At 50.8% G+C, this 12,378-nt stretch carries 12 protein-coding genes; 8 read left to right on the top strand and 4 right to left on the bottom strand.

Annotated features, from left to right (window positions below; genetic code table 11):
- Nucleotides 1-97 precede the first annotated feature (97 nt).
- The 4 genes from KG631_RS12615 to KG631_RS12630 form a co-directional block, all read right to left on the bottom strand.
- On the bottom strand, nucleotides 98-1,522 hold the full coding sequence (locus KG631_RS12615) for a sigma-54 dependent transcriptional regulator (protein WP_214000059.1): 1,425 nt from the start codon (nucleotides 1,520-1,522) through the stop codon (nucleotides 98-100).
- On the bottom strand, nucleotides 1,519-2,661 hold the full coding sequence (locus tag KG631_RS12620; protein WP_214000060.1) for an ATP-binding protein: 1,143 nt from the start codon (nucleotides 2,659-2,661) through the stop codon (nucleotides 1,519-1,521). Before KG631_RS12620 ends, KG631_RS12615 begins: the two co-directional genes overlap by 4 nt.
- Before the next feature lie 115 nt (nucleotides 2,662-2,776).
- The gene (locus KG631_RS12625) at nucleotides 2,777-4,267 is read right to left on the bottom strand and encodes a sigma-54 dependent transcriptional regulator (RefSeq protein WP_214000061.1); all 1,491 of its coding nucleotides are present in this window, start codon (nucleotides 4,265-4,267) and stop codon (nucleotides 2,777-2,779) included.
- A 130-nt stretch (nucleotides 4,268-4,397) separates the two neighbouring features.
- Nucleotides 4,398-5,192, bottom strand: coding sequence for a flagellin (locus tag KG631_RS12630; protein WP_214000062.1), 795 nt, complete (start codon nucleotides 5,190-5,192; stop codon nucleotides 4,398-4,400).
- Between the two features lie 264 nt (nucleotides 5,193-5,456).
- On the opposite strand from KG631_RS12630, the gene pseB reads away from it, so the two are divergent.
- The 8 genes from pseB to pseH all read left to right on the top strand — a co-directional run bounded on the left by pseB (nucleotide 5,457) and on the right by pseH (nucleotide 12,378).
- Complete coding sequence (gene pseB, locus KG631_RS12635; protein ID WP_214000063.1) at nucleotides 5,457-6,347, top strand: UDP-N-acetylglucosamine 4,6-dehydratase (inverting); 891 nt, start codon at nucleotides 5,457-5,459, stop codon at nucleotides 6,345-6,347.
- Nucleotides 6,348-6,454: 107 nt separating this feature from the next.
- Nucleotides 6,455-7,603, top strand: a complete 1,149-nt coding sequence (pseC, locus tag KG631_RS12640; RefSeq protein ID WP_214000064.1) for a UDP-4-amino-4,6-dideoxy-N-acetyl-beta-L-altrosamine transaminase — start codon at nucleotides 6,455-6,457, stop codon at nucleotides 7,601-7,603.
- Nucleotides 7,600-8,298 (top strand): pseudaminic acid cytidylyltransferase, encoded by a 699-nt coding sequence (gene pseF, locus KG631_RS12645; RefSeq protein ID WP_214000065.1) that lies wholly within the window; start codon nucleotides 7,600-7,602, stop codon nucleotides 8,296-8,298. The genes pseC and pseF overlap by 4 nt, the downstream gene beginning before the upstream one ends.
- Nucleotides 8,295-9,344 carry a UDP-2,4-diacetamido-2,4,6-trideoxy-beta-L-altropyranose hydrolase gene (gene pseG / locus KG631_RS12650; protein WP_214000066.1) on the top strand — a complete coding sequence of 350 codons (1,050 nt, stop codon included), beginning with the start codon at nucleotides 8,295-8,297 and terminating at the stop codon, nucleotides 9,342-9,344. Before pseF ends, pseG begins: the two co-directional genes overlap by 4 nt.
- Nucleotides 9,345-9,346: 2 nt before the next feature.
- Complete coding sequence (gene pseI / locus KG631_RS12655; protein ID WP_214000067.1) at nucleotides 9,347-10,411, top strand: pseudaminic acid synthase; 1,065 nt, start codon at nucleotides 9,347-9,349, stop codon at nucleotides 10,409-10,411.
- A gap of 1 nt (nucleotide 10,412) precedes the next feature.
- A complete protein-coding gene (locus KG631_RS12660) occupies nucleotides 10,413-11,114 on the top strand; it encodes a hypothetical protein (protein ID WP_214000068.1) in 702 nt (233 codons plus the stop codon).
- Entirely contained in the window at nucleotides 11,111-11,785 is a 675-nt protein-coding gene (locus KG631_RS12665) for a PIG-L family deacetylase (protein WP_214000069.1), read from the top strand. Before KG631_RS12660 ends, KG631_RS12665 begins: the two co-directional genes overlap by 4 nt.
- Nucleotides 11,782-12,378, top strand: a complete 597-nt coding sequence (gene pseH / locus KG631_RS12670; RefSeq protein ID WP_214000070.1) for a UDP-4-amino-4,6-dideoxy-N-acetyl-beta-L-altrosamine N-acetyltransferase — start codon at nucleotides 11,782-11,784, stop codon at nucleotides 12,376-12,378. The genes KG631_RS12665 and pseH overlap by 4 nt, the downstream gene beginning before the upstream one ends.

Here is a 12,378-nt window from a genome sequence, read left to right on the forward strand (position 1 = left end):
CAAGGTAACTAAGCAGGAGTTATGCCACATTTATAGTTATGATTTATATACAAAAAAAGCCAGCATGCTGGCTTTTCAATCGTTGTAGGCAGGCTACTCAGGCCGGTAACTCAATACCCGATTCCCGCATCCGGGCTAGCTTGTACCTTAAAGTACGATCACTTATGCCAAGCTTTTCTGCCACCGCTTTGCGTTTATAAGCACAGGCTTTTAACGTTGCCAGAATAATTCGGTGCTCCTGCTCGTGTAATTCAGTTTTAAAATCCTCTGGTACCGCGGTATCTGCTGGCAATTGAGGTGTTAGTACTGACGGGGCTGCTGCTATTTCAGCTGAGGGCTGTGCCATAGATTTTGGCACAGTTTGGCTGTCGGACATGGCAGTGGCGGTGTTTGAATCTGCTGATAACAGGATATCTGCCGGGGTAATTTGTTCTCCCTGACATAAAATCAGCGCGCGCTGGATAACATTATCCAGCTCACGGACATTACCCGGCCAGCTATGCTGCAGCAGCAGCTGCTTTGCGCTGTCACTGAGCGACAATACCGCCCGCCCCTGCTGCTGGCAGTATTTGCTGATAAGGTGCATTGCCAGCGGGGGTATATCTTCGCGCCGCTCGGCCAGCGCCGGCCAGTTTAACGGGAACACATTTAATCTGAAAAATAAATCCTGGCGGAAGCTGCCTTCAGCGACAGCCTGCTGTAAATCGCGATTACTGGTAGCCAGCACCCGCACGTCCAGCTTGATGGTTTTACGGCTGCCAAGCCGCTCAACTTCCCGCTCCTGCAATACCCGCAATAATTTGGCCTGCAGGTTTAAATCCATTTCGGTTATTTCATCCAGCAATAAGGTACCGTGTTGTGCCTGCTCAAACTTACCGGGACAGCCGGCAATCGCGCCGGTAAACGCGCCTTTTTCATAACCAAACAAGGTGGATTCCAGCATGTTTTCTGGAATAGCAGCGCAGTTAATGGCAATAAACGGGCCCTGCGCACGACCAGATTGCTGGTGAATATAGCGTGCTAGTACTTCCTTACCGGAACCACTGGGCCCGGAAATCATCACGCTGGCCTCAGAGCGGGCGACCCGGGCAGTAAGCTCCAGTAGTGCTATGCTGGCCGGTGCCGCTACCACAGGCGTCGCCGAATTAGCTTGCTCGGCTAACACATAACGGCTGACGGTGCTGAGCAATACCTGAGGCGCAAAAGGCTTAGCCAGATAGTCTACGGCGCCAAGCCGGATGGCCTCAACCGCATCCTGCACGTTGGCATAGGCGGTCATCATTAGTACAGGCAACTGTGGATAATGTTGGCGTAAGGTCTTTAATAAAGTTAACCCGGAGACCTCGCCCATTTGCACATCGCTGACCACCAATTGTACCCGCTGTTTTTTCAGCAGCAACAAGGCACTTTCGGCACTGTCAGCACTAAACACCTGATAATTTGCCAGGCTCAGTGTGTCGCACAAGGCCTCACGTAACCCGGCGTCATCCTCTACTATCAGTATTGGCGTAGCTGTAGTCATTCGATACCTCTGCTTAAAGAATTAGCTTGCGGATTGTTTGGTTCAGAAAAATGAATGGGTAAATTAATAACAAAGCAGGCACCGCAATCAGGGCGTTGCAGGTACTGCACATTTCCCTGATGCGAGTTCACCACGGCCTGTACCACGGCCAGCCCCAAACCACTGCCCTGGGGCTGCCGGCTGAAGAATGGTTCAAATATATGCGGTTGTAAATCAGCAGCAATGCCCGGGCCATTATCGGTAATGGTTAATTGTAAATTGGTACCTTGTTGCTGCGCTGAAATATGAATATGAGCGCCACCCTTCATCGCCTGAATACTGTTTTGAATAAGGTTATTAATGGCGCCGGCCAGACTGCTGAGATTACCCAGTAAATACACATCCTGACAGCGGGTACTGATGGTCAGCTGTGCCTGATGCTGCTGCAGCAATGCCTCGGCTGCAGCCGTTACTTCATTCAGTAAACTTTGCAAGGTAAAGGGCTGCACCGCCTGGGCTGTGCCGGCACGGGCAAATAGCAACATATCGTTGACCTGCTGCTCTAAGTCATGCAGTCGTGCCAGTAATTTCTGTTGAAATTGTTGTTGTGATACAGGAGTAAGCTTACTGCTTGCCAGATTTTCAGCATATAGCATGGCGGATGACAGTGGCGTGCGGATCTGATGAGCCAGAGTTGCCATCATTTTGCCAAGGGTAGACAAGCGCTGTAAATGAGCCAAGCGGCTTTGCAACTGGCGGGTCTGTGTCAGATCTGTCAGTACAATAAGCTGGCCTGGCTCCGGGCTCAGTGGACTGATTTCGAGTTTAACCCGACGGCCATCTTTTAAAGACACTTCCAGGCCATCATCACTGCGCGGCGCAAAACAACGGTTTATTACTTCAAGCCAGGGCTGGCCCAATAAAGGTTGGCCCAGCATGGTCGTTGCAACCGGGTTAGCTTCTGACACAATGCCTCTGCCGCTGAGTAGCACCACCCCGGCAGGTAGCACATTTATAATATGCTGCAGCCGATGGTCGGCATCACTTTGCAGGCCCGCCAAGGCCTGACTAACCATGCTGCTTAGCTCCTGCGGACAAAATGCAGCTTGAGTTAGCGCTTGCGCGGTATTGCTCGACGTAAAATGGCTGACATTGGGCATAGTACCTGACCTTACTGCAAATAATAAAGTTGATGCAGAGATTATGCCAAGGTTAAACTATTGATTATGCTCATTAAAAAACATTATGCGCCGTCAAAGGCTTGACAGGCAGCCACTACTCATCCCGGCCAAGATTATATTTGCGCATTTTTTCAACCAGGGTGGTCCGGCGCAAACCCAGCACTTCAGCAGCGCGGGCCACCACATAATCATGGTGTTGCAAAGCATTGGATATCAGCTGCACTTCCAGTTCAGCCAGGTACTCTTTTAAATCGAAGCCGTCTGCCGGGATATCACTAAGCTGGGGCAAACTCACGGCAATACCACTATGGCTTTTAGTATTTTGCGCTGTATTGCTGTTGTCAGCGGCGACATCGTCTTCAGCGTCGTCCGCGCTCGCGGCAAACAAGTCATTGAGCATATCGCGCTCAAGCAACGCTTCCGGATACTCAGGCTGATAACTGTCTATGTCCAGATAACAATACTTTTGTGGCAGCTCCGAGACATCTACTACCTGGTCCGGATACATTATCAGCATTCGCTCCAGTAAATTAGCCAGCTCTCGCACATTGCCCGGCCAGCTGTGCAGTTTCAGACTCTCCAGCGCCCGCTCAGTAAAGCGGATCCGGGTCTGATGACTGGCAGCCTGGCGGTTCAGTAGCTCCTGAATAAGCAAAGGCAAATCGTCACATCGCTCACTTAGGGCCGGGGTTTCAATCGGAAACACATTCAGCCGGTAAAATAAATCTTCCCGGAATTGCCCTTCGGTAATCATGTGCTCCAGGTTGCGGTGGGTCGCGGCGATGATCCGGACATCAGCTTTAATGGTCTGACTGCCACCTACCCGCTCAAAAATCCGTTCCTGTAACACCCGCAACAGCTTCACCTGCATTGGCTGGGGCATATCGCCTATTTCATCCAGAAACAGGGTGCCGCCCTGTGCCAGTTCAAACCGGCCTTTGCGGGTCGAAATGGCGCCGGTGAAGGCACCTTTCTCGTGGCCAAATAACTCACTTTCCAGCAGCTCTGCCGGTATCGCACCGCAGTTAATCGGCACAAACGGGCCGGCGGCGCGGTTCGATAGCAAATGAATATTTCGGGCGACCACTTCCTTACCGGTCCCCGACTGGCCCAATACCAGCACATTGGCATCAGTTTTAGCCACTTGCGAAATCAGAAAACGCACTTTTTGCATCGGTTCGGTCTGGCCCACCATACCATCAAACTTCAGGATAGTTTCTGTCTGACGTTGGCCGGGTAATAAACGGTGATATTGCTGACAATCTCGCAGTAACTGGGTAAGGGAGTTGTATGAAAATGGCTCAGTCAGCAAGCCAACTGCATTCGGATACTGCAGTAACGGCGTAAGTGGCTCGCCTATCAGTAAAAAAGCGCAACTAGGGAAGCGGACCAACAAATCAGCATGTTCAGCACTGCCAACAGCGCCAAGCAACACCACCGCAGGTGTCTCTGTTGTTAATTGCTGCAACAGCGCCTGGTCACTAAGCAGCTGATGCGGTTCATTAATAAAACTGAGAACTGTCGCCAGTCGTTCGGCACGACGCTGTTGTAAATCAACAATATAAAGAGGGGGATTTGCTGCCATTGTGCCGCATTATTGTTATTGCTTTAATTTCATTGTACTGCGCAAACCAGCGCTTGCAACCTTAAACGCTATTTTTTTGACAGCTGTCAAAAAAATAGCGTTCGTCTGACTACGATAGCCTGTGCTGGGATCAGCTTAGCAACGTTAGCGCTTGCTGCTGTTGCATCCGGGCCTGCATGGCCACGCTGGTTGAACTTTGGCTGAGAATATCGGCGGCAGTTTTTTCACTGGTTGCTTTGGCAAAGTCTAAATCTTCTATCCGGCTGCGGGCTGCAGATTCTGCTATTTGCTGACTATTCAGGTTATTGCCGGCACTGGCAAACCGGTTCGCTTCAGCACCGGCCTGAGCCTGTAATCCCCCTATCACGTCAATGGCATCAGTGATCCGGCCAAGTGACTGTTCAGCAGAAGCTGCAGAGCTGAAGTCTATATTAAATGCATCTTGGTTTTGCAACGCAGTTTGCACATCGGTTGTCGTCAGGTTAACTGCACCATTACCGGTGCCAAAGGCGACTGACGCATCGGCGCCAAACAATTTTTTACCGGCAAACTCGGTATTGTCGATAGTCTGCTGAATGTTGGCAAGGTAGCTGTCAGCTTCAGTTTGCAACGCCTGACGCTCCTCTGCACCATAAATACCATTGCCGGCCGCTACGGCTAAACGGTTCAGTTCGCCCAGGTTATCATTAATGCCTTGCAGGCCCTGCTCATACACACGCGCCAGGGAAATACCATCGTAGACGTTACGCTCGCCCTGCGCGTTACCATTAATACTGCTGCTCAGCTGGTTGGCAATTTGCAAGCCGGCCGCATCGTCCGCAGCACTGTTAATCCGCCGTGCTGTGGCCAGCTTTTTCAGCAGACTTTCCTGTTGCAACTGTGCCTGATTCAGGTTGTTTAAACCGGTAGGGTTATTCAGTTTCATAGCAATACTACCTGTGCGAAGAAATTGGTTATAGTTTAGTCGATCCGAGGTAAAGTTACCAATTAACTGGCGGGCGGGTTACAACGGCGCTAAAGTTAGCCTAACATTATAAAAACACTAAAAATCTAAGTTTAGGCATGCTTTATGCTTTATGCTAAAAGTAATGTAAAAATACGCTACCAGCTTTTTAGAGATTAGGCTTGTGGCTTTGTGCTAAAGTCACAACGACAGCTACTATGCCAGAAAATTTGTTGAGGGCGCGCTATGTTTGATGGAAAAACCATATTAATAACCGGTGGCACCGGTTCTTTTGGTCATAAATATACCGAGACACTGCTTGCGCGCTACAAGCCAAAAAAAATAATCATCTATTCACGTGATGAATTAAAACAATATGAAATGCAGCAGAAGTTTGACCACAGCTGCATGCGATACTTTATTGGTGATGTGCGTGACGCCCAGCGAATGAGCCGCGCCATGCATGGTGTCGATTATGTGATTCACGCCGCTGCGTTAAAGCAGGTGCCTGCCGCAGAATATAATCCGATGGAATGCATTCGTACCAATATCAATGGCGCTGAGAACGTTATTAATGCCGCGCTGGATAATAACGTGGAAAAGGTGATTGCCTTATCCACCGATAAAGCCGCCAATCCGGTTAACTTGTACGGTGCCACTAAACTGGCCTCCGACAAATTGTTTGTTGCCGCCAATAACATCTCCGGCGGCACCCGGCCACGCTTTTCAGTAGTCCGCTATGGCAATGTCGTTGGGTCCCGCGGCTCAGTTGTACCATTCTTCCAGCAACTTATTGACAAAGGCCATGACCACCTGCCGGTTACCCATGCCGAAATGACCCGATTCTGGATTAGCTTGCAGCAAGGTGTTGATTTTGTACTAAAAAACTTTGAACGGATGCTGGGCGGTGAAATATTCGTCCCTAAAATCCCATCAATCCGGATTGTCGATTTAGCGCAAGCGATGGCGCCCGACTTACCCGTAAAAATTGTCGGCATTCGCCCCGGTGAAAAGTTGCATGAAATGATGTGCCCCGGCGATATGTCGTATCATACTTTTGAATTTGCCGATCACTACGTGATTGCGCCGGCAATTAAGTTTTTAACCGCAGTAATGACTTTAGCGGTAATGCCTTAGGGGAAAAAGGCCAGGCCGTTGCGGTAAACTTTGAATATGTGTCTGATACTAATCCTGATTTTATGGATATCAACACCATCCGTCAGTTTAACCAGGATTATGCTTAAATGATCCCCTACGGCCGTCAGCATATCAGTCAGCAGGATATTGATGCGGTTATCGATGTACTGCAAAGCGACTTTTTAACTCAGGGCCCGGCCGTGCCGGCCTTTGAGCAGCGGTTGTGTGAACTGACCACAGCAACACAGGCAGTGGCTGTAAACAGTGCGACCTCGGCATTACATATTGGCTGTCTGGCACTGGGCGTTGGCCCGGGCAGCCGGGTATGGACCTCGCCCGTTAGCTTTGTTGCCTCAGCTAACTGTGCCCGCTATTGTGGTGCCACCGTTGACTTTGTTGATGTAGAGCCTGACACCGGTAATATGGCTATTGACCAGCTACGACATAAACTGGAGCAGGCTCGCAGCAATGATACCCTTCCCCAAGTCGTGATACCGGTGCATTTAGCCGGGGCCAGCTGCGATATGCAACAAATACATTATCTGGCAACAGAGTTTGGTTTCAGGGTCATTGAAGATGCATCACACGCGGTCGGGGCAAGTTACCAGGATGAACCGGTTGGCTGTTGTCGCTACAGTGATATCACAGTATTTAGTTTTCATCCGGTAAAAATTATTACCACCGCTGAAGGTGGTGCGGCACTGACCAACGATAGCCTGCTTGCTGATAAAATGCGCTTGCTCAGAAGCCATGGCATTAGCCGCGACGAGCAGCAAATGACCGAGCCCAGTCATGGCGCCTGGTATTATCAGCAGTTGCAGCTTGGTTTAAATTACCGGATGACTGACTTACAAGCCGCATTGGGCTTAAGCCAGAGCCAGCGGCTGTTGCCTATCATCCAAAAGCGTCAGCTGCTGGCAGCTCACTACCAGCGGTTGCTGTCCGCACTGCCTGTTAGGTTGCCGAAACCGGAGGCCTTTAATATCAGCGCCTGGCATTTATATATTATCCAACTGGACGATAAAACAAAGCGCAAAGCGGTATTTGATGGCCTGCGTGCTGCCGGTATTGGTGTCAATGTGCATTACATTCCAATTCATACCCAGCCATATTATCAGCAACTGGGGTTTGACTGGGGCGACTTCCCTCAGGCGGAAGACTTTTATGAGCGAATTTTAAGCCTGCCGATGTTTCCGGAACTAAGCGGTGAGCAACAACAATATATTGCTGATACGCTGACAGAGTTACTGGCATGAGAGTAGCTATAATTCCGGCCAGGGGCGGCAGTAAACGTATCCCGCGCAAAAATATTAAAGACTTTTGTGGCCAGCCGATGCTGGCTTACCCCATTCAGACCGCACTTGAAAGCGGCTGCTTTGAGCGGGTGCTGGTATCAACAGATGATACCGAAATTGCTGACGTCGCCCGTCAGTTTGGCGCTGAAGTAGCTGCAACCCGGCCGGCAGCACTGGCCGACGATTATACTGGTACCAGTGCCGTGATTCGTTACGAGCTGCAACAGTTGCTGCAACAGGGTTGTGCGATAAGCCATTGTTGCTGTCTTTATGCCACTACTCCGCTACTCAGTGCGACTTTGTTGCTGCAAGCCTGGCAGCAACTAAATAGTACACCTGACCTTAATTATGTGTTTTCGGCCGCACGTTTCTCCTTCCCGATTCAACGCGCTTTGCTGCAAACCGTCAATGGCATTGCACCATTTGACAAGAACAGTATTGGCAAGCGTTCCCAGGATTTGCCCGCCACCTTTCACGATGCCGGCCAGTTTTACTGGGGACGAACTGACGCATGGCTTGGTAATAAATCGGTGTTTGGCGAGAACAGCAGAATGTGGGTGTTACCGGATCATCTGGTACAGGACATCGACACCCCTGAAGACTGGCATCGAGCTGAACTCCTGTATAAATTGCTGCAGCAGGAACAGCAGCAGTGAATATCGCTTTTCGCTGCGACGCTTCTGACGTAATCGGCTCTGGCCATGTGATGCGCTGCCTGACACTGGCGGACGCATTAGCCGATAGCCTGGCGCAACGTGCTGATATTCATTTTTTGTGTCGGGCCGAGCCAGGCCACCTGGGCGCATTAATTGCGCAACGGGGTTATAGCGTCAGCCTGCTTAGCGCAGAGTCCACCCTGACCGAAACCAGTGATGCGATTCAATCACTGGCTGCACTTACAGAAGATTATCAGTTACTGATTGTTGATCATTACTCGCTGGCTGCACATTATTGCCTGCAGCTGCGCCAACGCTGCCATAAGGTAATGGTGATAGATGACCTTGCCGACCGGTCGCATGACTGTGATTTGGTATTAGACCAGAACTTGTTGCCAGACGCTGAATCACGCTACACACAACTAGTACCTCAACATTGTAAACAATTGCTGGGCCCGAGCTACGTGCTGCTGCGCCCGGAGTTCTGTCAGGCACAAAGCACCGACTACCGGCAGCGCAACAATCGGTTATTAGTTTTTTTTGGTGGTGCTGATCCCTTCAATCTGACTAAAATGGCAGTGGATGCTATCAGCGAGCTAAAGTTTCCCGGATTGACTGCCGATATTGTTATCGGGGCAACACATCCATTGCGCTCAGAGTTGAAACAACGCTGTGCAGCGCTACCCGGGGTGTCTTTACATGTTCAGTGCGACTATATGGCCCGTTTGATGTACCAGGCGCGACTCATGCTTGGTGCCGGCGGTGCCAGCCACTGGGAAAGATGCAAATGTGCCCTGCCAGCATTGGTAGTGACTGTGGCGGAAAACCAGCAGGCGACCACAGCCTATTTAGCCAAGCTTGGCGCTTGCGTGTGGTTGGGTCAGGCTGCTGAGGTGTCAGCCAGTTACTTTGCAGAGCAATTGCGCTATTACCTGACTCAACCCACGCTGTTAACGAGGATTAGTAAGCAGGCCGCAACATTAGTGCCCGCCACAGCCGGTACACAAGCGGTTGTCAGTGCAATCAACACATTGGTAAGAGGTTAACTATGTCAGATTTTTTGCTTGGGAACAGACGTATTGGCCCCGGGCAACCGCCTTTTATTATTGCCGAATTATCAGGCAATCATGATCAGTCACTGGACAAAGCACTGGCGATGGTCGATGCAGCCGCGGCCTGTGGGGCAGACGCGATTAAAATCCAGACTTATACCGCTGATAGCATGACTCTCGATATCCGGCACGGTGATTTTGTAATTAATGATCCAGGCAATCTGTGGCAGGGTCAGTCACTGTATCAGCTTTATCAACTGGCGATGACCCCGTGGGACTGGCACCAAGCGATTTTTGAGCGGGCGCAGCACCATGGCATGCTGGCTTTCAGCACGCCTTTTGATCTTATGGCCGTCAATTATCTCGAACAGCTTAACGTCCCATGTTACAAAATTGCCTCTTTTGAAAACAGTGACCATGCGCTGCTGGCAGCGGTGGCAAAAACCGGTAAGCCGGTAATTATGTCAACCGGTATGGCCACCCAAACCGAACTGGCCGAGTCAGTAGAGGTGCTGCGCGACAATGGCTGCAATGAGCTTATCTTATTAAAGTGCACCAGCCACTACCCTGCTGATCCTGTTGATGCAAACCTGGCTACCATCCCGCATTTAGCTGCGCTGTTTGGTTGTCAGGTAGGTTTATCTGATCACACTGCCGGTATCGGTGTGGCGGTAGCCAGTGTTGTGCTGGGGGCGACCGTTATTGAAAAGCACTTTGTCCTCGACCGCAGCGAGGGTGGCGTTGATGCCGAGTTTTCGCTGGAACCGGCCGAGTTTAGTGCGCTGGTACAAGAGTGCAAACGCGCTGCAGTGGCATTGGGTAAAGTCACTTATGGCGGTACCTCAAGCGAGCAGGCGTCACGCAAGTACCGCCGCTCCTTGTATATTGCTGAAGATATACAGCAAGGAGACGTATTTACCGAAACAAACCTGCGCTCAGTGCGCCCGGGATATGGCCTGGCGCCCAAATATCTGCCGCTGTTTTTAGGCAGGCCCGCCAGTCAGCCGCTGACAAAAGGCACGCCTTTAAGTTGGGATCATTTAACGAAAGGCAATGTGTAGCGTGACAACGTACCTGGTCGCAACAGTGAAAAGCTGGAATATAGAAGCTTTTCAAAAATATACCGCTAACTTACCTGGTAACTGGCAGCTGATTACCAGCCGGGATCAACTAACCACTGCCTATTTAGCTGAGTTACAGCCCGCTTATATTTTTTTCCCGCACTGGAACTGGAAAGTCCCTACTGACATTACCCGTCGCTACTGTTGCGTATGCTTTCATATGACAGATCTGCCCTTTGGCAGAGGCGGCAGTCCGTTACAAAATCTTATTTTGCGGGGTTTGACCGCCACTAAACTGACCGCACTACAAATGACAGAGCAACTGGATGCAGGCCCGATTTTTGGCAAACTATCCTTATCACTGGCCGGCACGGCAACAGACATTTTCCAACGCGCTGCGCCGCTGGTTTACCAGCTGATTAGTCAGATTATTAACCAGCAATTGACGCCCCGGTCGCAACAGGGTGAAGTCACCTATTTTGACCGGCGTATACCGGCCCAGAGCCAACTGCCTGATACAGCAAGCGCTGCCCAACTGTATGATTTCATCCGGATGTTGGACGGTGAAGGTTATCCGCCTGCTTATATTAATGTTGCCGGTTGGCGGCTGGAGTTTACTGCGGCAGAAACTGACAGTGACGGTCAGTTGACAGCCAAGGTCAGGTTCGTGCCGGTCACAGATACAGATGGAGAAAAGCCGTGAAAACAGTCGTAGTAGTAGCAGCGCACCCTGACGATGAAGTGCTGGGCTGTGCCGGTACAATTGCCTTACATAGCGCAGCGGGCGATCAGGTGCATCTGATTTTTATGGCCGATGGTGAAACATCCAGAGCCGGCCAGCAAGCCGGACTGTCGGCCCGCAGGCAAGCCGCACAGGCCGCAGCCAGCATACTGGAAGTGCAGTCAGTACAGTTTCTGGATTTTGCCGACAACGCTATGGATAGCGTGCCGTTATTAAAAATCGTCCAGGCGCTGGAAAAGGCCCTGCAGCCACTGCACCCAGAGCTTATTTATACCCATTTTGGTGGCGATTTAAATATTGACCACCGCCTGACCTATCAGGCGGTACTGACTGCCTGCCGGCCGCAGCCAAGCCAGAGCGTGCAGAGCATATACTGCTTTGAGGTCCCCAGCAGTACCGAGTGGGCCGCACAGCAGCAGGCGCCATTCCGTCCCCAATGTTATATTGATATAAGTTCAGTTTTACCCCAAGTTAATGATGCCTTGCGGTGCTATACGGCAGAGCTCAGACCCTGGCCCCATAGCCGTTCATTGCAGGCTATTAGCCTGCGACAGCAATGGCGTGGCAGTACTGTAGGTTTAACCGCTGCAGAAGCTTTTATGGTTGAACGTGAAATCAGGCTGGCACTATGAGCCCTAATTTGAGCAATAAAGTGTATCCGCGCAGTCACTTTACCTTGTTACAGGAAACAGACCTTACCCAACTGTGGCACTGGCGTAATCAGGCCAGTATTCGCCAGAATATGCATAACAGCAACGAAATAAGCTGGCAGGAGCATCTGGCCTGGTTTAATCAGCTGCCGCATTCTGACAAAGTCTTTTATATTTTCCGCCAGAATCAACGGCCCATTGGCGCACTTTATTTTGATCCTGTCGCTGCGTCCGGTCTGGAGTGGGGTTGCTATCTGGGTGAGACTGATGTCTGGCCGGGCAGCGGTTTATTACTGGAAATTGCCGCGCTCGATTATGCCGCCGCCCAGCCAGACATCAGTTTTTTACACGCCGAGGTGCTATCGTTTAATCAAAGCGTGTTAAACATGCACCGCCTGTTTGGTTATCGACACTGTGCAGATAAACCAGCAAGCTCAGATCCACAGCATACCGGCCATTGCGTTAAAGTATTTCAGTATAACACTGCAGACTGGCGGGCTCAGCGCAGCCATATTCTGGCAAAATTGCCCAGGCAAATCGCTGCCGCCGCCGAGTTTATTCACTTTCAGGATTAA

This window comes from Arsukibacterium sp. (genome assembly GCF_018402695.1).
In the GTDB taxonomy this organism is placed as follows: domain Bacteria; phylum Pseudomonadota; class Gammaproteobacteria; order Enterobacterales; family Alteromonadaceae; genus Alishewanella.